The 21,725-nt window shown below is 47.1% G+C and carries 18 protein-coding genes; 7 read left to right on the top strand and 11 right to left on the bottom strand.

The features are described from left to right. The first annotated feature begins 147 nt into the window (after positions 1 to 147). The 3 genes from dptF to dptH are packed head-to-tail and all read left to right on the top strand — an operon-like array spanning position 148 to position 9,020. Positions 148 to 2,469, top strand: a complete 2,322-nt coding sequence (gene dptF, locus EVJ30_RS07840; RefSeq protein WP_131468610.1) for a DNA phosphorothioation-dependent restriction protein DptF — start codon at positions 148 to 150, stop codon at positions 2,467 to 2,469. 1 nt (position 2,470) lies between these two features. Further along, on the top strand, positions 2,471 to 3,862 hold the full coding sequence (dptG, locus tag EVJ30_RS07835; RefSeq protein WP_131468608.1) for a DNA phosphorothioation-dependent restriction protein DptG: 1,392 nt from the start codon (positions 2,471 to 2,473) through the stop codon (positions 3,860 to 3,862). Beyond that, positions 3,843 to 9,020, top strand: a complete 5,178-nt coding sequence (gene dptH, locus EVJ30_RS07830) for a DNA phosphorothioation-dependent restriction protein DptH (RefSeq protein ID WP_161568823.1) — start codon at positions 3,843 to 3,845, stop codon at positions 9,018 to 9,020. The genes dptG and dptH overlap by 20 nt, the downstream gene beginning before the upstream one ends. Positions 9,021 to 9,057: 37 nt before the next feature. On the opposite strand, the gene EVJ30_RS07825 is transcribed toward dptH, so the two are convergent. The 9 genes from EVJ30_RS07825 to zapA form a co-directional block, all read right to left on the bottom strand. After that, the gene (locus tag EVJ30_RS07825; RefSeq protein WP_131468604.1) at positions 9,058 to 9,381 is read right to left on the bottom strand and encodes a nucleoside triphosphate pyrophosphohydrolase; all 324 of its coding nucleotides are present in this window, start codon (positions 9,379 to 9,381) and stop codon (positions 9,058 to 9,060) included. 9 nt (positions 9,382 to 9,390) lie between these two features. Continuing rightward, positions 9,391 to 9,594 (bottom strand): hypothetical protein, encoded by a 204-nt coding sequence (locus EVJ30_RS07820; RefSeq protein ID WP_070327761.1) that lies wholly within the window; start codon positions 9,592 to 9,594, stop codon positions 9,391 to 9,393. Positions 9,595 to 9,664: 70 nt separating this feature from the next. Then, positions 9,665 to 10,135 (bottom strand): hypothetical protein, encoded by a 471-nt coding sequence (locus EVJ30_RS07815; RefSeq protein ID WP_070327762.1) that lies wholly within the window; start codon positions 10,133 to 10,135, stop codon positions 9,665 to 9,667. Between the two features lie 55 nt (positions 10,136 to 10,190). Then, on the bottom strand, positions 10,191 to 11,018 hold the full coding sequence (locus EVJ30_RS07810; RefSeq protein WP_070327763.1) for a pectinesterase: 828 nt from the start codon (positions 11,016 to 11,018) through the stop codon (positions 10,191 to 10,193). 282 nt (positions 11,019 to 11,300) lie between these two features. After that, a complete protein-coding gene (locus EVJ30_RS07805) occupies positions 11,301 to 11,717 on the bottom strand; it encodes a DUF350 domain-containing protein (RefSeq protein ID WP_131457486.1) in 417 nt (138 codons plus the stop codon). A 7-nt stretch (positions 11,718 to 11,724) separates the two neighbouring features. Further along, positions 11,725 to 14,079: an endonuclease MutS2 gene (locus EVJ30_RS07800; RefSeq protein ID WP_131468602.1), complete on the bottom strand. Its 2,355-nt coding sequence runs from the start codon at positions 14,077 to 14,079 to the stop codon at positions 11,725 to 11,727. After that, positions 14,080 to 15,789: a DNA polymerase/3'-5' exonuclease PolX gene (gene polX / locus EVJ30_RS07795; RefSeq protein WP_131468600.1), complete on the bottom strand. Its 1,710-nt coding sequence runs from the start codon at positions 15,787 to 15,789 to the stop codon at positions 14,080 to 14,082. It lies immediately after the preceding gene. 69 nt (positions 15,790 to 15,858) lie between these two features. Then, entirely contained in the window at positions 15,859 to 16,395 is a 537-nt protein-coding gene (locus EVJ30_RS07790) for a CvpA family protein (protein WP_131457492.1), read from the bottom strand. 8 nt (positions 16,396 to 16,403) lie between these two features. Further along, a complete protein-coding gene (gene zapA / locus EVJ30_RS07785) occupies positions 16,404 to 16,625 on the bottom strand; it encodes a cell division protein ZapA (protein WP_016508139.1) in 222 nt (73 codons plus the stop codon). A 210-nt stretch (positions 16,626 to 16,835) separates the two neighbouring features. Here zapA and EVJ30_RS07780 point away from each other — a divergent pair, with 210 nt between their 5' ends. From EVJ30_RS07780 to EVJ30_RS07770, 3 genes are all read left to right on the top strand, one after another. Continuing rightward, positions 16,836 to 18,050, top strand: a complete 1,215-nt coding sequence (locus EVJ30_RS07780; protein ID WP_131457494.1) for a dicarboxylate/amino acid:cation symporter — start codon at positions 16,836 to 16,838, stop codon at positions 18,048 to 18,050. A 102-nt stretch (positions 18,051 to 18,152) separates the two neighbouring features. Beyond that, entirely contained in the window at positions 18,153 to 18,665 is a 513-nt protein-coding gene (locus tag EVJ30_RS07775; protein ID WP_236636048.1) for a GNAT family N-acetyltransferase, read from the top strand. A 42-nt stretch (positions 18,666 to 18,707) separates the two neighbouring features. Then, positions 18,708 to 18,905 (top strand): hypothetical protein, encoded by a 198-nt coding sequence (locus EVJ30_RS07770; protein WP_236636045.1) that lies wholly within the window; start codon positions 18,708 to 18,710, stop codon positions 18,903 to 18,905. A 33-nt stretch (positions 18,906 to 18,938) separates the two neighbouring features. On the opposite strand, the gene EVJ30_RS07765 is transcribed toward EVJ30_RS07770, so the two are convergent. Next, positions 18,939 to 20,252 (bottom strand): murein hydrolase activator EnvC family protein, encoded by a 1,314-nt coding sequence (locus tag EVJ30_RS07765; RefSeq protein WP_131457498.1) that lies wholly within the window; start codon positions 20,250 to 20,252, stop codon positions 18,939 to 18,941. A 295-nt stretch (positions 20,253 to 20,547) separates the two neighbouring features. After that, positions 20,548 to 21,066, bottom strand: a complete 519-nt coding sequence (locus EVJ30_RS07760) for a VanZ family protein (RefSeq protein WP_131457500.1) — start codon at positions 21,064 to 21,066, stop codon at positions 20,548 to 20,550. A 160-nt stretch (positions 21,067 to 21,226) separates the two neighbouring features. On the opposite strand from EVJ30_RS07760, the gene EVJ30_RS07755 reads away from it, so the two are divergent. Then, a complete protein-coding gene (locus EVJ30_RS07755; protein ID WP_070327773.1) occupies positions 21,227 to 21,703 on the top strand; it encodes a glutathione peroxidase in 477 nt (158 codons plus the stop codon). The last annotated feature ends 22 nt before the right edge of the window (positions 21,704 to 21,725 follow it).

Genomic DNA, 21,725 nt, shown 5'->3' with positions numbered 1-21,725 from the left:
GATGGGTGTAGCTCATAGCGATTCCTCCGTCTGAATGTTTGTGTGGTAACTTCATTCTACACGAGGCCGTCGCTATGGGCTTTTTTGTGTTCACTTTGGGGTGTTGCACTTAATTTTATAATTCATCATACAGGAAAGGGATTAACAATGAACACCCAAAAAATCTGGTCTTTTTTAGTTACGAACCTAGTTCCTGAGGAAGATACAAAGTTTACTTATGAGGAATTCAACAAGTGGATGATTGATTCACCTACAGAGGCTATGGTTTACTTAGACGGCATTTTCCAATCTTTAACTTTAAAACGTATGTATATGCTTGCAAAGAACACTAAGCGCCCAGCTCTATCTGAACGATACTTTGATCGTCACGTCATCAAGTTTGGTTGGCAAAAACTAAAGGTCGAACTAAACGCATCGATGAAAGAGTTAAAATGGGCTCACCGTTACATAGAGTTAAGTGACTTATATACAAAGCGTAACCTTTTAAAAATTGAGACTCTAGAAGCTTTTGAAAAATTGATCTCTTTAGGCGAAGTATATCTCAACGAGACGGAGAATTCATCCGGACTTTATGACAGCGATGTCTTCACAAAAGAAGAAATACTGGATGACTCTAAAGAGCATAGAGTAAAGCCCATTACATTCTCAGAACCACCTACTCAAGAAATCAAAGAAACAATCCCTGAAGAAACAACTGTAGAGGATAACGTAAACGATTCATTCACTACCGAAAATCCCCTGGCCCAAAAAGATACAGTCACCGAGGATATTGTTAGTTCTATAGATATTAATGGAGACGCTACAACTAGCAAATTGCTAGATAAACTGCGTATGCTGCAATCTTCTTCGAAAGAATCGGTCGTCAATGCAGATAGCTTTGGGGAGTTTCGGGAGTATATGCATATCGATCGCCCGATTCAATACTCTCTCATTGAAACATTAGAGGCGATTGACAATGAATCCACACCACAACTAATTTTGCTAAGTGGTAGTGTCGGAGATGGGAAGAGTCACTTACTGGCCTACATCAAAGAAAAACATTCTCATTTGGTCAAAGATTTCAGGATTCATAACGATTCGACCGAGTCATTTGATCCATCAAAAAACTCAATCGAAACATTAGATAGTGTACTATCTTCTTTTTATAAACAGGATTCTGAAACTAAACATTTGCTGATTGCTATCAACCTAGGAGTTCTTCATAACTTCTATAACTTTGCAGCGTCTGAAAACCGATACGAATCACTCAGAAACTTCATTGATGACTCGGACATTTTCGGAAACGGAGAACACATTGTCTATTCAGATAAGTCACTCCACTTATTAAATATAGCCGGCTTCCAAACTTATAGCTTAGGAACAAACGGTGCCGAGTCTTTGTTCTTCTCGAAGATTTTAGAAAAAGTGGTCCTAACGTCGAACGACAATCCGTTCTATGATGCTTACTGTGAAGACGTCAATAATGGCATCCAATCTATTATTCATGACAATTACGATTTTCTATCGAATTTAGCTGTCAGAGAATCGGTTGAAAATGTCGTCATCCAAACAATGGTGAAAGAAAAGTTAATTATCTCAACGCGAGCATTCTATAATTTCATTTTTGATATTCTTGCACCATCAAACTTAAGCCTTGAACCAAATAAACCGAACGCAGCTCTCCCAAACCTTATTTTTGGTCACCCGGATCGTTCAATCATATTGAATGCTTTACATCGAATTGATCCAGTTTCGTTCCGCACCGACTTCTTCGATCAATTGATTACAAAATATGTATTGGCACAGCAGCCTCAAGATATTGCGAAAAATGCTTTAGGTGACATGGCAGAAATCTATCGATTCATTCATCATGCACCGGAGAATACAGATACTATGAATGCACTCGGGTCGTTCCTCATTCGAAGTTATTCACTATTGAACCCACAAGAAACCGATCGCACTTATCTAGATTTCTTGAAATATTTAAAGGCGTACTATCTCGGTGACGGAGAGAGTATCGAATCATTATTTGAATTGATTCGAGAAGTCATTTACTTATGGCGCGGGTCTCCACGAGAAAATTATTTATATATCGACGGTGCGAATAATGATTATAGAGTCGCCTACCCGTTTCAGGCTGAGGAGATTGTAGACGAACGTCTATTCGCAAGTGCAGAAAACAAAGACTCAGATTTTTATCGTTTTAGCCCATTTATTCGAATCGGTTTTGAAGTAGGCGGAAAAGAAATTTTATTCGATCTCGACTATAAACTCTATAGTCTGTTAGTAAAAATACAAGACGGATATCGTCCAAACCGAAATGATTTGCGCGACGCGGTTCAATTTATCGATTTTTATGATGAACTCATTCGATATACTGATAAATCAAAATCGATTCTATTGGTATCGACACATGATGGATCGATGGTTGAACTGACTAAGCCGAAATTTAGCAAATCTAAGTTTGAAGTAAGGAAGGTGAAACAGTAATATGACTAACGTTCAACATTTAAATGACTATTCACTAGACTGGTCACGACTTGAATCATTCTTAGTTCAGAATAAAGGTTATCGATATGCTCGACGTAAAGATACGTATGTTTTACCTTTACCTACTCGTGAACCTGAGCGCTCAAAGTTTGAAAACGGGTTTTGGCCAATAACCGGAGGACTTGCAAGACTACTCTCCAATGAGCCTATTATTCCTGAAGAAAACAGCACGGACATGAATCAGATTATGTCTATCGGCAAGTTCGACTCACCTGAAACAAATGAATGGTTCAAACATTTTTTACAGAGTCAGCAACGCAAAGTTGAGGAAACAGATGTTTCAAGGCTTTCACAATTACCACTTTTGACGTTAAGTGAGAAAAAAGAAAGAAACGGACAGATTGATTTTATTAACTACGTATATGGGACCCTCATTGAAGGAAACGAAGATGAACTTTCACCACTCTTCACTGATGACGACAACAATGATTTATTGACTCAAATTTTCCGTAGTACCCAGTTTTCAAAGGAAAGTTCGTTCACAAGTCCATACTCTTGTCTGTTTCCGAATATACAGGAACAGTTCAAACAAGATTTGATTCACCTATCTAAAAATCCAAAATTCTTTTTAGATAACTTAAATCACTTGTTAGTACACTATACATTTATCATGATTTCTCAAACGGTTCTTCAAACGAATCGCTTCACTAAATTTGATCATGAACAAATGATACCGCTCTTCTTTTTGATGGAGTGGGAAAAAGGGGCACGTTGGAGAACCAGTTACACGAATGGGTACAAATTGTTAAAAGAACAGGCAAAGGACTTTTATAAACATGAACATGCATTAAATATCGTTTGTCAGACACCTGCTTTTCAAACGAAAAAAAATCTATATTATCATCACCTCAATGAAATATTGGTGTCAAACGGCGAGGAAGCTTTAAATACTTATGTTCAATCACTTTATGATTGGATGAACAATTTTTATACGAAATACAAGGCAATCGAAACACCAAAATACACTTCCGCAAAAACGTTGGACGAGGCATTCAGAGACTTGGCTGAATCCGTGTCGGTTGGATTGAATAAAGAGCTAAAATCTCGATATCCGGCAGCTCTTGAGGCCTTTGTTTTGAAGTTTTATAAGAAGCATGGCGGATCATTAGGTTCATTACTCGCCATCAATCAGGAACAACTTTTGGCATTAGTAGCTTGCTCAATCAAACAAGAAAAGATTGAATTGAACAAACTTTGGCACGAACTTGAAGCAAGAGGATTATTCTTCGATCACCATTCAAAAGAAGAAATTGTCGGGTTACTGGACAAATTGAATTACCTTGAAAAGAAAAGCGATAGTGGGGATGCACAGTATGTCAAATCAATTTTATAAGTTCATCACGCAACAATTGCTCGATTTCTTCGATAACGAAATTAAGCAAAAAAGAACGGATCGTTACTACGTCTATCTTCCGTCGAAACAAGATGTCAAAGAGATGTATGACGCATTATCAGCATTAAACGTCGCAAACATATTTACGTACAAACACCCATTCGGGAACGAGGACTATGTCACGACTTCGTTAAACTTCTCATCTGGAAAATTAGTCGTGGCAAGCTCTTTCGATACAGATATTGATTTCCTTGTCACGTTAAGAAATGAGATGAGTGAACAGATTGGCAAATGGGCGAATACTTCTCTCTTAGTCTTGACTGATAATTTAAATGACTCCATTCGTGGAGGTAGTATCGACTTAACTTCTGAAGGACGTCCATTGCATATCAGTAAAATCATTCAACATTTAGATAACCAATTGGCCAGCAGTCAATTATCAAAATCTGAACAGATGATTGTTTCAGACTATTTAAAGCGTCACAATCATCAAAAACAAATTACGAATGGCTCATTCTTAGATTTCATTGATATTTTAGGCCTTCTTCATAAAGACGCTTTAGCGATGGAAGATTATACATCGTTACAATATTTTCAAGATGGAGAGCTATCTTCACTCATCCGAGAACGAGATGAACAAAAATACGGTTCTTCTACTTGGAAAAAAGTTAATAAACAAATCGAAAATCGTTTATCAGAGAACCATGAACTGTTCGAAGATGTCGAGCGATATTTCACATTAGGTAACTCGCGCGAAAAATTAGAAGAACGATTTGATAACGGGGCCTCTAAATTAAAAGAAGATACGTGGCAACAAACGGATTATGATGTCTTGAAAAAGTGGGAGGAAAAAGCAAAATCGAATCGAGACATTCAATTTGTTTCGGAAAAAATGACAGCTAAAGTGAGCGGCTCATTAGTTTCAGGGCATTATTTTTGGAGACGGCCGCAATCTGAAACAAAATCCGGTCAGCGTACTTGGCATATTATCCTCTTTGCTCCAGAAAATGCTAATGATATTCAGATTCATCTCCCATTTGACCGCTATACATCAAAACAATTTTTAGACAACAAGAGTTCGAAGAATACGACAAGTTCAGGTTATTCACTCATCACTTCAGTGGAAGTCGATTCAAATCAAGTCACTTTTTCAAAAGTCCGGTATAAACATGAAGGTCAGTCATCTACCACGTATTTATTCAATATCGCTGTAGTACCATTGACACCTGAATTTTTGACACCGTATCAAACAAGATACTTGGTTGATACAACATCTAAAAGTCAGCAAGCTATCCGCTTGATTCTAGATGGTCACAATGTGATAGAACTTGGCGATGGTACGGGGGATAGCCTTGAAGTCACCATTGACTCCCCTGAGGCGTTAGAGGTTGATCAACATGATGTAATCAATCTCCCGCTTAATGTTTTAGACGAAGGAGAGTCACGCATTCGATTCTCGATCATGTTAAATGACGTCGAAATTCCTCTTTCTATTAAAGATGATATGTTAAAAACCACGCCCTTAGACGGACTTAGCATTTGGACGAGAAAACGAAAAGACGAAACATCATTTTTGATTGATTCAGACTTTAAAACAATCCATAACGGTCAACGTACCTATTCAACGCGTTCCGTTGACAGAAACTATTTCAAAATGGAGCAGGAGTGGTTGGATGATCACGTACGGTATGGAAAACAATTATCTGATGATTCTTTTGAAAACATCCATCTAGATATTCCTACTTCTGTTGAGCAAAGTTATAACGGATTTTTAAATACGGTCAAAAACAAAGGCACAATTCCTTCATTGTTGTACTATGATGCCGAGGTACAAGCTGCGGCTTATACATTTGTGAACGAGTATTTGACTGAAATTGAGAACATCCCTTCTCAGGCACTGATGACCATTCAACAACGAAACTTATATCGTTTAGGACAAATCGAGACGATCGACGGCTTGTTATTGACGCCATTTTCTCCTCTGAACATCGCATACCAATGGCAAGTGAACGAAGCTTTAGGGTCTGAAGACATTGATTCGAACATCTTAAAGAAATTGAAAGCAAGCTACACCGTGCCATATGCATTTAATATGCATGAAATGCTTCTTAAACCGACAGATCAATCTCCTTTGCCAGAGTGGCATGAATACACATTGCGAGAACGTGTAAGTGTAGGTGAAACCAATTCTTATTTAGCAAAAGTGGTCGAAGATAAAATGAATCACTTCACTGAACATTATGATTATTTGTTCTCGATTCAGAACTCCGCTCCACTCTGTGTGAATGTCATCAACGTAACAAACGACGACGAAATTTTAAAAGGAATTATTTCATGGTTCAAACAACAAATTTCTTCTAAAGGGACCCTGGATGCGGTCAAGTCATTAGAAGTATCATTGTACATTCCAGACGCTTCTGGTTTGAGTGCGTTTGATAAATTGAACGATATCGAAACGGGCGAACAATTCAAAGACGAATTCGGGATTGATCTGTCTATTCATGAATTTGAGCCAGACGAAGTATTGCATCTACTCCAGCAGTCTATCCTGTATCGCAAGTTAAATTTTGATGCCCCTGTACATTATGCCCATATCTCATTCTATAAGATGGGGAACGAATCTCGGGTCGTTAGTCAACCAATGAGTGAGTTGGCCAGCAGCATGAATTTAGACGGGCTGTTTACTACCGTTTCTTCAGTCCAAAGCAATGAAACCGGGTACCGTGTTGGCTTTGGTACTGCAGGAGCTGACGTTACTCGAAGTCTCATGACACGATTCGGCTATCATTACAATGAACTGACAGCAAACATGAAAGATGGCGGACATAGTTCATACATGAAAAATGTTTCGTTGACGATGCATATTGATGTAGCTGATAAAGGTGCGCTTGAAAAAATCTACGGTTCTTCTCATTGGGTAACCTTCATCGATCCGCCGGTCGGGCTTGATTTCTTCAAGTCGTCTTCCGACAATTTGATTATCATTCATTATAGTGATCAGTATTCGTCTACGAACGGATATGACGCAATCACTGTTACTGACAAATCGGATCAATATTTCAATGTCATCCAAGAATTCATCAGTTCTCAAGGCGTCACCTCTACTCAAAATCAAATCGAGGAAACAATTCGAGCCTTCAATACGTTTAATGGTGAATGGTTACTTCGTGCTGTTCAAGGGAGAGGGTACGACAAGCGCGAAAAGATGAGCATTGTTTCAGCGATTAAAGAAACGCTGTTACTGTTCAATGAAGACAATACAATCTGGGTACCAATCTCTATGGAAGAAGTTGTTCGAGTAACCGGTAATGTGAAATTGAGTAAGCGAGCTGGATTATTTTCAGGTAAGACTATCGGACGGAGAGGCAACTGTAGCGATGATTTGTTGATGATTGGTCTTGAAATCAATCAATCAGATTTGAAAGTGCACTTCTTCCCGGTCGAAGTGAAAATCGGATTGAACGATAACTCGGTCATCACAAAAGGTATCTCACAAATCTCAGAGCTGAAGGCTCGCTTAAACGATCATTTGCTCGACTTAATGACGTTTGATGCGAAATTCCTACGCAACTATTTTGCGAGACTCTTTATCAACAACGCACAAAAAATGCAGGAAAATGATATCTGGCCAAGCAAAGACTATCGGTTAGATGCTTCATTGATTGACCGATTGATGAACGATGATTTTGAAATTGTCGACGAGAAACGTGCGAAATTCGGAAATGGCGTTCTCGTTTCATTCAAGAAGTCTTCGGACTCTGTTCGCCATTCGAGAAACCAAGGGGTCGTTATTCTCGAATTACCTGAACAATATGGATATGAAGTGTTAACAGAATCATTAGACTCGCTTAATGCAAAACAAAAAGAAAAAGGCAGTACGTCTACTATCAAAAATGAAGCGACCTCTTCTCATACGCCTAGACTTCGAATCGCGAAAGAAGTTAGTGACGAAACAGATAGAGCAAAAGTCGCTGTAAAAGTTTCGACAGATAACGGCAAAAAATCAACAGAACCTCAACCAGTGATTCCATCAATCAATCCTGTCACACCTACAGGAAATAGTTTTAATGCTATCAGATTGTTATTAGGTAGCGAGTTTAATAAAAACTACTACTGGGAGTATGGGCATTCGCGCTTGTCAAACAGACATCTGTTGATTGGTGGTCGATCCGGTCAAGGAAAAACGTACTTCGTCCAGTCCCTACTCTTGCAATTGGTTGAACAGAATCAATCCGCTTTGGTCATCGACTACTCAAACAGTTATACTTTAGGACAACTTGATGAAACATTTATAAATCGTATGGGGTCAAAACTGACAGAACGCATCGTATACCACGAGTCATTCCCATTGAACCCATTCAAGAGACGGGAAAAAGAAATTAGCGGACGGAAAGAACCTGAAAAGATTACTTCCGTCGCCACAAGAGTGGCAGCCGTATTCGCATCCGTCTACAGAGGTTTAGGAGATCAACAAAAAAACGCCATTTATATGGCGACGAAAAACGGGATTGAGAAGTATGGGGAAGAAATGCGAATGGAATTGCTCATCGAAGAGTTAGAAAGTCTCGAGACTTCCTCAAAATCTACAGTCCAATCTGTAATCAGCCGCCTCACCCAAATGGTCGATATGGATCCATTTGATTATGAATCGGACAACGATTGGAGTAAGATTTTTGACAACAACAACGGAGTGACGGTCATCCAACTTGAGGGATATGACCAAGATGAAATCAAAAAATTACTAGCAGAGTTTATTCTTTGGGATTTATGGTATTATTCTTTATCTGGTTCAGAAAGCCGACCGATGCCGGTCATCTTGGATGAAGCGCAGAACCTATCTTTCCGTAAAGGTTCTCCATCTGAGAAAATCTTAAGAGAAGGTCGGAAGTTCGGTTGGTCGGCTTGGTTCGCCACACAATCGTTCAGCAACTTCGATAAAGAAGAACTTGCGATTTTGGATAATGCCGCTACAAAGATTTACTTTGCACCAGCTGACAGCGAATTAAAAGTGATTGCTAATCGTATTGGCGCAGTCTCACTTGAAGATCTAAGAGGTCTAAAGAAAGCACATTGTTTGGCGGTAGGACAATATAAAATAAATGCCGAGGAATTAAGTAACCAAGAGCATCATCATCTTAAAGTCCCGCCAATGAATTAAAAAATCACGCATCCTTTTTCGGATGCGTGATTTTTTGTCATTCCAGAACTTCCTCCAAATACAGCCCCTTCTCAAATCCACCTTTCCGCTCCCGCTTCTCGGCACGAATCGCATTCATCTCATCAAACGAAGCCCCATGCATTTTACCGAGCTCATAAGCGAGCTCAAGAATATCCGCTAGCTCTTCAAGACATTCCTCATCGATATTCGTCTCTTCATACTCTTTCAGTTCTTCATATAGCTTCAGGCGTGCCTGTTCAAAGTGCTCGGCTTGATTCAACTGTTTGACGATGACTCGTTTTCCGTCCGCACGAATCAGTTCAGGTACACGGTCTCGGACCAACTTATTATGTTTCACCATAGCTGCCTCCTACTCCACAATCTCAAACGCCTTCACATACACGACATGATCGAGGAAAATAATCCATTCGTCCTCGAATTGAACGAAGCCATCCGACGCATGCCGGAACGACTGATAGATGGCTTCAAGTGCCGCATAGCGACTATCTGCCTCGACGACTTGCGTCAACACCTCATCATTGATCATGTGGAATTCGATCTCGTACGATTTCATGTCGTCTCCTCCGTTTCATCCCATAATGCCTTGCCTACTCTCTTCTTTACCCGCTCGGCATAGTCTTGTCTCAAAATTCATCCACCTCGTCGACTTCTGTCACGACGACACCGGTGTCCCCGACTTTCCCTAAGTCGAGCACCGTCGGCTCTTCGTAGGCCAACACATGAAACTCCTGCTCGAACGTCCGAATCACGTAATGGGAAAGCTCGCCTCGGTCCGTGTTGACCCGTTCCGTCTTCATCTGTTCGGCGGCGAACGCACTGAAGCGGGATGTCTTCAGTTTCACAATCGGATGCCTGTTCGCGAGACCATCTTCTGGCATCCCGTGCTCTTCTAGCGTCCCGAGGAAGAGCGCATACTGCTCGAAACGGATCAGAATGCGGTCGCGGTCGGCATCGTCCGTTAAAATCATCGTCGTATCCGGCGCCCCAAAAAACGTCCACTCGAGCGGATAATAGGTGACGCCCTTCATCTGAAACGACTCCGTATCGAGCACGTAGTCTTCAGTCGACATTAAAAAATCCAAATCGATTGCCACACGTTTCCCCCGCTTTCACAAAAAGCGACGTTCACACACGTCGCTCGTCCTTTGATTAGATTCCTTCTTCGCGCAAAACTGCCTCGATTTCCACAAATTCAGCCTCGATGATGTCAAAATGCTCTCGCTTCATTTCTGCAAAGCTCTCGACTAGTTCTTCTTCTGTCATATTCACGCTGTCTTCAAGCGCATGCAGGAGACGGTTTCCCATCTTTGTCATCGAAGAGAAGGTGAGTCCTCCCGAAATGACACCTCCTGCGAGTGGGATCATCTTCGACACGCCTTTTGCGAACGTATCTTTCGTCATCTTGAAACCAATCATCGCTGACATCTTTTTAATGATTGGAAAATATACCGTTTTCGTCAACGCTTTCTTCGGCAGTTGTTTCAAGGCCTGTTTCGACAGTTGAGCGGACAGCGCCTTAATCGTGGCTGTCGCGCCTCCGACACCGAACATGACGCCCAAGAACAAGACCAAGTCCCCGTTTACTCGATCGACGTCAAGTTCTCCATTCTCCCAAAAGTCATCGTAGCCGTATAAGTATCCTGTTTCCTGCGCCAGGCGGAGCGAAAATCCAAAAAACTGTGCCGTATCCGCAGGAATCGTCGCAGCCAGTCCGATCCCCCCAGGCAATCCCGCCGCGAAAGACGCACTCGAACTCTTCATCGTTTGGTTAGCAATATTCCGTTTCGCGATTTTTTTAATAAGCGCGAGTGGAACGTTCGCTCCAATCGGTCCTTTCTCCATAATCTCCGCCAACTGACTTGCTGGGACATGTCTACTAAAACTTTGATCTAAAAACTCTTTGCGGTCGACTTTCACCCCTGGTAGTTTCACCGCGTTCGTCATCAACACCTCAAACACTTCTGACCCGTTCGACATCGTCTACACCTCATCTTTTCATTCACGATTAATATATGACCTTCATATATATCTCATTCCAAATTCTAGTTTTAGTATAAAGCGTTTTATGTATAAATTGTAAAAGAATTTCCTTTCACCTAGACGTTTTATATTAAAGGTATCCGAAATCAAAAAAATAGAGTGCCCTGTAGGACACTCCACTCCTTCACTCAATAAAAGACAAACCATAGCACCGCTGCCACTAAAAACAGTCCGGCCCCGATAAAGAGAATCTTTGCCAATCGTTCGTATACCATGTCTTCACCTCACCAACGCCGCGCCGACGACGAGCGAGACCCCGATTGAGAGCATGAACGCGAGCAAGCCGACCGCGATATTGCCTTTCCCGATCTCCTCGTTCACTTTGAGCGACGGCGTCAAAAATTCAAACAACCAATACGTGACGAGCAGTAAGAAGAAGCCGAAGCTCCCCCCGACCAACACGTCGATCATCCGCTCGTGATGGCTCTCGACGACACGGAAGATGTTGGCCAGGCCGACGACCTTGCCTCCGGTCGCGAGCGCGACGGCGATATTCCCTTTTTGAACCTCGCGCCAGTTACTGTACGGCGTCGTCATCTCGAAGATGGCGAGCCCGACGACGATCATCAGTCCGGCGATCGTGTACAGGCCGAGCGATTCGAGCATCACGCCAAACGTTACGTTCCCCATCATCATGCGTCCCTCACTTCAATTCGACGACCGTGACCCCGAGTCCACCTTCACCCATACCACCCGGGCGCTGACTCTTCACGTGACGATGTCCTTTCAAATACTCTTGCGTCGCTTGTCGCATCGCGCCCGTACCGAGCCCGTGGATGATGCGGACGTTGTCGTATCCGGACACGAGCGCCTCGTCGATATATTTGTCTAGGCGCGAGAGTCCCTCTTCGACCCGGACACCGCGAAGATCGAGCTCCGACTTCGTCGAGCTCTGGCGCTTCAGCGAGCTGCCTTTCGACTGGAGTCCTTGTTCTTTCGATGGTCCGACTTTTTGAAGGTCGTCCGCTTTGACGTTCACTTTCATGATCCCGACTTGGACGTTGTACTCGTTGTCGTTGATCTGGTTCACGATATACCCTTTTTGGTTGAACGTCGTCACTTTCACTTCTTCGCCTTTACTGAACGTACGTTTTTGCTGCGCTTTTTGTTTCACTTTTTGGATCTTTTTATCTTGGAGCGTCGGTTTCGCCGATTCGAGCTGTTTCTTCGCGGCGATGATCTCGTGCTCTTTGACGATGCCTTCTGCGCGTAGCTTCTTCAACCGGTCGATGACTTCGTTCGCTTCTCGCTTCGCTTTCTCGACGGCCTTCTCGGCACGTGCCTCGGCCTCGCCGTACATCACGTCGCGTTCGGTCTCGAATTCACTCATCTTCGCCTCGAACGCCGCTTGCTCTTGTTCGAAGTCGTGACGTTTGATGATCAATTCTTGCTCGAGCTGCTCGGCGCGTTGTTTCGCCGACTCGAGCTCGTTGATCATCGATTCGACCGACTCGGCGTCGGTGCCGACGTGGCTCCGCGCCTTATCGATCACTTGTTCGGACAGACCGAGGCGTCGGCTGATCTCGAACGCGTTCGAGCGTCCCGGCACACCGATCAACAAACGATACGTCGGGCTGAGCGACTCGATATCGAACTCCATCGAGGCGTTGACGACACCGTCCCGGTTATAGGCGTACGCCTTCAACTCAGAATAGTGGGTCGTCGCCGCGACGCGGGCCCCACGCCGCTTCACTTCATCGAGAATCGCGATGGCGAGCGCGGCCCCTTCTTGCGGATCGGTCCCGGCACCGAGCTCATCGAATAGGACGAGCGACATGAAGTCGACCTTGTCGAGCATGCTGACGATGTTCGTCATGTGCGAGCTGAACGTCGACAAGCTCTGCTCGATCGACTGCTCGTCACCGATGTCGGCGTAGACGGCGTCGAACACCGAGAGTTCTGTACCGAACTCGGCCGGGACGTAGAGCCCTGACTGGACCATCAGTTGCAGTAACCCGATCGTCTTGAGCGTGACCGTCTTACCACCCGTGTTCGGCCCGGTGATGACGAGCGACGTGAAGTCTTCACCGAGCTCGACCGTGATCGGGACGACCTCGTCTTGCGGGATGAACGGATGACGCGCCTGCTTCAGTTTGATCTCGCGGGCGTCGTTCAACTTCGGCTCCGTCGCTTTCAGTTGATGTCCGTACGCGACTTTCGCGAACACGAAGTCGAGTTCGGCCAAGACGTCGAGGTTTGTCACGACGGAATCGGCTACGCCGCCGACGAGATTTGACAGTTCGGTCAAGATGCGGTCGATCTCCGAGCGTTCTTTCAAGCGGACTTCTTGGATCTCGTTGTTGATCGAGACGATTGCTTGCGGCTCGATGAAGAGCGTCTGCCCTGACGCCGACTGGTCGTGGACGATCCCGCCGAACGCTTGGCGATACTCTTGCTTGACCGGGACGACGAAGCGGTCGTTCCGGATCGTGACGATCGCGTCTGAGAGCATCTTGGCGTTGTTGCGGAGGATGTTGTCGATCCGCGAGCGGACACTGCCTTCGTAACTGCGGAGTTGCGTCCGCAGACCGCGCAGTTGCGAGCTCGCCGAATCTTGGACCGTACCCTGGTCGTCGATGGCGTGACGGATCGATTGCTCGACCTCGATCAGCTTCGTCAAGCGCTCGGCATATTCGTCGAGGCGCGGGATTTGGATGTCTTCGTTGTCCTCGTGCAACTTCTCAAAGAAGTTTTTCACTTGGCGGCCGCTGTACATGACGGCGGCGACGGCGAGCAGTTCGCTCGTCGAGAGCACCGAGCCGATGGCGGCCCGTTTCACTTCGGCGCGGACGTCTGAGAGCCCGCCGAGCGGCAAACGGTCCCGGAGCCGGACGACCTCGGTCGCCTCGCGCGTGACGTTCAAGTTGGCGAGTACCCGGTCGTACGAGTAGTCGGGCTGCATGTTGAGCGCCCGGTTTTTCCCGAGCGAGCTGGCCGCATGCACGGCGAGCTGTTGACGTAACTTTTCATATTCTAATACGCGTAACGCGTGATCCATCTAGCATGTTCCTTTCTGTCGCTTCGCGTCGAAGAACGCTGTCGCTTCTTCGAACGTGAGGCAGTTAATAATGTCTGACGGTTCGAGATAGGCTTTTCTTGCGTGCAAGACGCCGAGTGCCATATCTTCCATCATATCAGGGTGGTGGGTGTCGGTGTTGACCATCAGTTTGACACCGGCCGCCTTCGCTTTCTTCAGCGTCGAGGCGGTCAAATCGAGACGGTTCGGGTTGGCGTTCAGTTCGAGCGCCGTCCCTGTCTCTTTCGCGAGGGCGATCAAGCGCTCCTCGTCGATCGGGTAGCCGTCACGGCGTCCGATCAAGCGTCCGGTCGGATGGGCGATGACGTTGACGTAAGGAGAACGGCAGGCGTTCTCGAGCCGCGCCATGATCTCGTCGACACCTTGGTCCATCTTCGAATGGATCGAGGCGACGACGTAGTCGAGCGTCGCTAAAAACTCAGGCTCGTAGTCGAGCGTCCCGTCTGGGCGGATGTCCATCTCGACACCGCGCAAGACGTGCATATCGTGTTTTTTCGCCGCGGCAAGGATCTCTTCCCCTTGCGCTTCTAATCGTTCCTCGGTCAACCCATTGACGAACGACATGTACTTGCCGTGGTCGGTAATGGCGATCCACTCGTAACCTCGCGCTTTCATCGCGGCGACGAGCTCATCGACCGTCAACTTCCCGTCCGACCAGACCGTGTGCATATGCGCGTCGGCCTTGATATCGTCGAGCGTGACGAGCTTCGAGATGTCGTACTCGAACTCAGCGTGCCCTTCTCTTAGCTCCGGCGGGATGAACGGGAGGCCGTAGCGTTCGAACAGCTCCGCTTCCGTCTCCGGCTGCCACAGGCCGTCCGCGGTCTCGACCCCGTACTCGGAGATCGACTCACCCTTAGCTTTTGCGAGTTGGCGCATGCGGACGTTATGGTCTTTTGAGCCGGTGAAGTGGTGGAGCGTCGCCGCGAAAGCACCGGGCTCGACCATTCGGAAGTCGACCGACACCATCTCCTCGCGCTCTAAGACGAGCGACACTTTCGTCTCACCGGCTGCGATGACTTCATTGACGAACGGGAGCGCGAGCAGTTTGTCGCGCAAAGCGACAGGCTCCTCGGTCGCGATGATGAAGTCCAAGTCTTTGCACGTCTCCTCGGCCCGGCGGAAACTGCCCCCGACCGAATGCCGGAGGACGAGCGCCTCGCCTTCTAACACCGTGTTGATCTCTTCTACGACCGGGCGCATCATCGCGTACGACAGGCGTTCCGGACGGGATTCCAAGTTCCGTGCTGCTGCGAGCAACTTCTCGACGCTCTTCGTGCCGAAGCGCGGCAATTCTGACGCCGTGCCGTCTTCTAGTACACGGATGAGCGACTCGAGGTCGACGACGCCGACCCCTCTTAGCTGAGCCAGTTTCTTGCCGCCGAGCCCTTGGATTTTGAGTAGCTTCATCAAGCCGTACGGAATCTCTTCTTGGAGTGACTCGAGCACCTCGCTCCGTCCCGTCTGGCGCCACTCGTCAAGTACGGCCGCCGTTCCTTTACCGATACCTGAGATCGTCGTCAAGTCATCAATGTCGTCGAGTTCGAGCTCAGTGTTCTCGAGCGCCGTCGCCGCTTTACGAAACGCGTTGATCTTGAACGGGTTCTCACCCTTGATCTCCATATATTGCGCGATTTTCTCTAACAGCATCATCGCCTCAACTTTATTCATCGTATTTCCCCCTTTTTCATACAGAAAAGACCGAGACACAAGCGCTTGCTTGCATTCCGGCCTGTCGTGTCACAGCATCTTATTCGAGAACCAGTCAGATAGGTATGGCGTGTCCTGGATGATGAACGTCGCGAGCGACGAGTTGTCGACCGCATTTTGGACGCCCGCCATCGGGACGAACGCGATCACCCAAAGGATGAAGAACGTGATGACGTATGACTCGAAGAATCCGAGCACGGCACCGATGATGCCTTTCAATTGGCGCAAGATCGGCAAGTCCGTCAAGAAATCGAGCATCGACAAGATGAGATGCAAGACGAGCTTCGTGATCAGGAACAAGATGACGAACCAGAAAACGTTATAGAATATCATCTCGATGCCTGACAGTGAGTTCAAGTCGAGCACACCGCCCGGTAACGTCCCGTCAAGTTGTGACGGATATGGAATCCAAAGCTTGAACGCTTCGGCGAGATCCCGGTAATAGGCGTTGGCGACAAAGAAACTGATGATGAGCGCGACCCAATGGCCGAGCTGGAGGATCGCTCCACGGCGGAAGCCGTTAATGATCCCGATAAACAAGAAAAACAGTATAAGTAAAGTAACCATGGATTGATTTATTCTCCCGTATTTCGTTTAGTTTTGACGTGATCGCTCGCAATCTGGATGGCGGCGAGGACCGCTGCCTGACGAGCGTCTAGCTGAGGGGACTGTTCACGAATCTCGCGGATTTTACTATCGACGAGAAAGCCCACTTCCCTCACATGATCGGCTGACTCCTCGCTAACAATCGTATAGTCTTGCCCCGCAATGTGAATCGTTGTTCGTTGTACCTGCACGTGTCACCCCTCCTTTACGTCTGTTCAAAATTAATCATAACATCGTTTGTATATTAGGAAAAGGAGAAGACCCCTTCCTTTTTCCCGCTAACATTTTGTGATACCCTGTTCAGAAGTTGTCAAACGTCAATCTTCAGTAAAATTCGAAGATAGGCTGGCAACACGCAGGGAAATGTGCGAAAATAGCAACAATTCAAACATTTAGAAAGGATGATTTATTTGAAATTAAGGATTGGTCTTCTAGGCCGTATCATCATCGCTATCGCTTTCGGGATATTAGTCGGTAGCATCGTACCAGAAAGCCAGAACTGGATTGTACGGACGTTCGTCACGTTCAACACGGTCTTCGGACAATTCTTAGGCTTCGCCATCCCGCTCATCATTCTCGCCTTCATCATTCCAGGTATCGGGGAACTTGGAAAAGGCGCCGGGAAACTAGTCGGCTTGACGGCCGCGATTGCTTACTTATCGACGATCGTTGCCGGTACACTCGCCTACTTCGCGACGAGCAACCTGTTCCCACAGATCTTAGCACGCAGCACGGCATCAGCTGAAAACCCAGAAGAAGCACTATTGAAAGGTTTCATGGAGTTTGAGATTCCACCGGTATTCGGTGTCATGACGGCGCTCATTCTCGCGTTCGTCATCGGAATCGGGATCGCCGCGATCGAGAGCAAACGCTCACTCGACCTCGCCATGGACTTCCGCGATATTATCGAACTACTCATTAGTAAAGTCATCATTCCATTTTTGCCGATCCACATCGCCGGAATTTTCATGAACATGACGTACGCCGGCCAAGTTGCCGAGATTTTGTCGGTGTTCTCGCTCGTCTTCGTCACGATCATCGTCCTTCACGCGACGATGCTCATGATTCAATATTCAATCGCAGGCGGGCTCAATAAAGAGAATCCGTTCAAACTGCTCAAGACGATGATGCCAGCTTACTTCACAGCTATCGGCACACAGTCGTCAGCCGCGACGATCCCGGTCACGCTTCGTCAGGCAAAATTGAACAAAGTCGATGAAGGCGTCGCCAACTTCGTCGTCCCGCTCTGCGCGACGATCCACTTATCAGGCTCGACGATCACGCTCACATCAGTCGGTGTCGCCCTCATGTACTTGAACGGCATGCCGATGTCATACGCGATCGTCCTCCCGTTCATCCTCGCCCTCGGCGTGACGATGATCGCGGCGCCAGGTGTTCCTGGTGGGGCCGTCATGGCATCACTCGGATTGTTCGGGTCGATCCTCGGATTCGATGCGACGATGCAAAGCCTCGTCATCGCGCTCTACTTGGCGCAAGACAGCTTCGGTACGGCGACGAACGTCACAGGTGACGGCGCCATCGCCAAAATCGTCCATTACTTCAAACGCAACACGAACTTGCTCGACGACGCGAAAGCGCGCGAAGACATCGCTTAACGAGTTACGAGCTAGACAACGGGTAAGCCTTACGGTTTGCCCGTTTTTCATACATATACAGAAAGGGTATCGGAAAAAGTTCATGCCGAGACGTTCGGTGCCATGTGGGAGAAACGGACGGATGAAGCAGCGTCGACGTTCATGTCGCAAGGGCTCTATCGATTAGACCGCGTCAACGACATCGTTCTGGCCGGCGGGTCGATGCGCCAGGCGACCAAGTCCGACCAGCCTCTTTTAGAGACGTGGTACCGTGCCTTTGAACAAGACTCGGGACTCGAACCATCACATGACGAAAGAATGGTCGCTGTCGTCACTTCAATGATTGATAACGATGACGCCTTCATCTGGGAAGTCGACGGCATACCCGTTTCGTGCGCAAAGCGCTCCCGCCCGACGTTGAATGGCATCACGGTGTCTTTCGTTTACACGGCTCCTGCGAAACGCGGAAACGGATACGCTCGCAGTCTCGTCGCCGTGCTCAGTCGCCGATTGCTCGAAACGAAATCGTTCTGCACGCTCTACACCGATTTGACCAACCCGACGTCAAACAAGATTTATCAAGAAGTCGGCTACCGGCCGATCATGGAATCTTCGTGGATCCGGCTCGCTAGATGAATCATCCCGCCTCCCCTATACTAATAGGTGGAGGCGATTTTTATGAGGAACTGGTGGAAGCAAATCCCGAAACGAGTCCGTTCGGTCGTGTCGACCGTCTTCGTCGGCTCGATCGTTGCCTACATGCTGATCGTCGGTGGCATGAGCGTCTTTGCCGACCCGAATCTCGACACGCTCTTGCTGAGCGTCATCGGCGCCGCTCTCTTGACCTTCATCGCGTACAAGGCAACAAAAAAGTGATCGACGCGTTCGTCGATCACTTTTTGTATACGTTTAGAAGAATGAAGCTGGGTTGACCGTGCTGCCCGCGCTCGAAGACGAGTACGAGTAACCGCCACGGTGAATCTCGAAGTGCAAGTGCGAACCAGTCGAGTTACCTGTGCTACCCATGCCGCCGATGTTCTGACCTTGCGAGACACGTTGGCCAGCCGATACCGACACCGAGCTCAAGTGAGCGTAGACCGTCGTCCAAACTTGTCCGTTCAAGACGTGCGTGATGATGATGTGGTTCCCGTAGGCGCCGCCCCATCCTGCCGTCGTGACCGTACCTGTTTGCGCTGCATAGATCGGTGTGCCGACCGGTGCCGCGATATCAAGACCGTTGTGGAACGTATAACCGTTCACACCACTTGCAGGTCCAAAAGGTTGTGTGAGACGGCCGCTAGCAGGGCGTTGGAACATGCCGCCGCTTGCCGGTGCCGCCGCTACAGGTGTTGCCGCTGACGCGCTCGGCTTGCTTGACGAACCTTGTTGCTTTTGTTGTTTCGCTGCTGCTGCAGCTGCCGCCGCTTCCGCAGCCGCTTTACGTTTCGCTTCTTCAGCCGCACGACGTTGTGCTTCGATTTCTGCCTTGATTGAAGCTTCTTGTGCTTGGAGCGTTGATTCCATTTCTTTCAAACTCATCAATTTCGATTCGAACTTGATTTTCTCAGCGTTGAGCTTCTTGACTTTAGCCGCCCGCTCTTTCATTTTCTTATCGAGTGCTGTTTTACGTGCTTCAAGTTCTTGCTTTTGTTTAACGAGAGCGTCGCGCTCGGCTTTCAATTCAGCCTGTGCTGTCGCAAGCTTTTCTTTCGTCGCCTGGTACTCTTCAAAAATCTGCTTGTCGTTCTCTTGAATCGTACCTGCTGTGATCATACGAGTAAGCAAGTCACCGAAGTCTTTTGATCCGAAGATGAACTCAGCCCAGTCGATCGACCCGCCGCCGTTCTTTTGCATCGTTGCCATGCGCTCTTTCATAAGTTCTTCTTGTGCTTTCATTTTTGCTTCATACTGCTTGATTTGTTTTTCAAGCGCGGCAATTTTTTCTTGCGTAGCACGGATCTCAGCTTTCTTTTGTGCGACGTCGTTGATGACGTCTTGGAGTTCAGCGTCTAGCTTATTGATTTCTTGCTGCTCTTTGCTGATCGCTTTTTCGCGTGATTGGATCGAAGAGTTCGCTTTGCTCTGCTCAGTGCTATTCTTTTGTTGCTGCTGTTGGACCTTTTTTTGCTTGTCTGTAAGTGACGCTGCAAAACCAGGTGTCGTGCCGCTGATTAGAAGAGCGCCTAAAGTGACGGTTGCTGCAAGTTTCTTCAAGTTAATCAATGTGCTTACCTCCGCTGAGTCGTGTGAATTTCTATAGAATAATAGATGAATGAGTTCTGTATAGTTTTGCGAGAATCCGTCTCGCCCTGTGACTCATTATAGCAATCTAAACCCAAAGTTATTTTACACTTATATTTCATTCGCGTTACATTGACCTGATTTAGGTTTTATCCTCGCTAAAACGTGGGTATTTAACGGGCTCAATCAACAAATTGTCACAAAATATGAATTTAGTAAAAAAGAAAAACGCTTTATGAAAGCGCTTTTCAAATAATGACCTATACTATTTTTTTATCTACCTGACCGATACATAACCTCTCCGTTGGTGTTTGTTACGCTTTCTGACGAACAGATAATAGCCACCGAAGAGCAGGACGCCACAACAAGCGCCGAAGCTGTCTAATACGACATCTTGAATGAGCGGGGTGCGTTCCGGGGTCAGACTCTGATGAAACTCATCAAAGATGGCGACCGTGTTCGCGAGCGCCCAAGCGAACAACAACACGAGCCACGCGTTCAGTCTCGTCCGCGACACGGCTTTGACGAACAACGCACCTAAGGCAAAGAAGACCGTGAAGTGTGCCGCTTTCCGAATGAGGAATTCGATCAAGCCGGCGCTTCCTTTGTCTTCGAGCGAAACCGGGCTGCCGGCGTAGTCGAAGTCGACAGTCGAGAGGATTGGTTCGGCCCACGTCCAATCGAAGCGATCGAGCGGTGAGACAATGCTTTGGTCTGAGTACGGCGTCGCACTCGAGACGAACAAGCCGATCAGGATCAACGCGATCCAAATGAATTCATTTTTCAATATGTACATAACACCTTTCCTTTCTACACCGATTCATTATACGGGTTCCGTTTGATTTCATTGTAACAGCGACCTCATCGTTTCGTGACAATTTGATTGCGTACAACCGCTTCAAAGTCGTTCGCGATCGAACGGCTTGCTATAATGAACATAAAAAAGGGGGAATCAGATGATGATCTATCAGTACGAAGCAGCCGACATGAGCGGCAAGCTACAGCCTTTATCCAAATACGAGGGGGACGTCCTCTTGATCGTCAACACGGCGAGCAAGTGCGGCTTCACACCTCAATTAGACGGCCTTGAAAAGCTATTTGAACGCTATCAAGGTCAAGGTTTCCATATTCTTGGCTTCCCGTGCAACCAGTTCGGCAACCAAGACCCGGGCTCGAACGAAGAGATCAGCGAGTTCTGTCAATTGAACTACGGCGTGACGTTCCCGATGTTCTCGAAAGTCGACGTCAACGGCAAAGACGCCCACCCGCTCTTCCAATACTTATCGAAAGAAGCACCTGGCCTGCTCGGCTCGAAAGCGATCAAATGGAACTTCACGAAGTTCCTCGTCGACCGGAAAGGCAACGTCATCGAACGGTTCTCACCGCAGACGACACCGGACGAGATCGAGCGAGCGGTGAAACGCCTGCTCTGACCGCTAAAAAGGATGGTCCGCC

This window comes from Exiguobacterium sp. SH5S13 (assembly GCF_004337085.1).
Taxonomy (GTDB): domain Bacteria; phylum Bacillota; class Bacilli; order Exiguobacteriales; family Exiguobacteriaceae; genus Exiguobacterium; species Exiguobacterium aurantiacum_A.
This window is presented reverse-complemented; position numbering and strand designations above follow the sequence as displayed.

Bases quoted from the DNA above. Each gene is read 5' to 3' on its own strand.
- EVJ30_RS07825 (WP_131468604.1), bottom strand. From the start codon at position 9,381: ATGGTGAAACATAATAAGTTGGTCCGAGACCGTGTACCTGAACTGATT.
- EVJ30_RS07810 (WP_070327763.1), bottom strand. From the start codon at position 11,018: ATGTCGAACGGGTCAGAAGTGTTTGAGGTGTTGATGACGAACGCGGTG.
- dptH (WP_161568823.1), top strand. From the start codon at position 3,843: ATGTCAAATCAATTTTATAAGTTCATCACGCAACAATTGCTCGATTTC.
- EVJ30_RS07800 (WP_131468602.1), bottom strand. From the start codon at position 14,079: ATGGATCACGCGTTACGCGTATTAGAATATGAAAAGTTACGTCAACAG.
- polX (WP_131468600.1), bottom strand. From the start codon at position 15,789: ATGAATAAAGTTGAGGCGATGATGCTGTTAGAGAAAATCGCGCAATAT.
- dptF (WP_131468610.1), top strand. From the start codon at position 148: ATGAACACCCAAAAAATCTGGTCTTTTTTAGTTACGAACCTAGTTCCT.
- EVJ30_RS07780 (WP_131457494.1), top strand. From the start codon at position 16,836: ATGATTTATTTGAAATTAAGGATTGGTCTTCTAGGCCGTATCATCATC.
- EVJ30_RS07820 (WP_070327761.1), bottom strand. From the start codon at position 9,594: ATGAAATCGTACGAGATCGAATTCCACATGATCAATGATGAGGTGTTG.
- EVJ30_RS07770 (WP_236636045.1), top strand. From the start codon at position 18,708: ATGAGGAACTGGTGGAAGCAAATCCCGAAACGAGTCCGTTCGGTCGTG.
- EVJ30_RS07805 (WP_131457486.1), bottom strand. From the start codon at position 11,717: ATGATGATGGGGAACGTAACGTTTGGCGTGATGCTCGAATCGCTCGGC.
- EVJ30_RS07775 (WP_236636048.1), top strand. From the start codon at position 18,153: ATGTGGGAGAAACGGACGGATGAAGCAGCGTCGACGTTCATGTCGCAA.
- EVJ30_RS07790 (WP_131457492.1), bottom strand. From the start codon at position 16,395: ATGGTTACTTTACTTATACTGTTTTTCTTGTTTATCGGGATCATTAAC.
- EVJ30_RS07755 (WP_070327773.1), top strand. From the start codon at position 21,227: ATGATGATCTATCAGTACGAAGCAGCCGACATGAGCGGCAAGCTACAG.
- dptG (WP_131468608.1), top strand. From the start codon at position 2,471: ATGACTAACGTTCAACATTTAAATGACTATTCACTAGACTGGTCACGA.
- EVJ30_RS07760 (WP_131457500.1), bottom strand. From the start codon at position 21,066: ATGTACATATTGAAAAATGAATTCATTTGGATCGCGTTGATCCTGATC.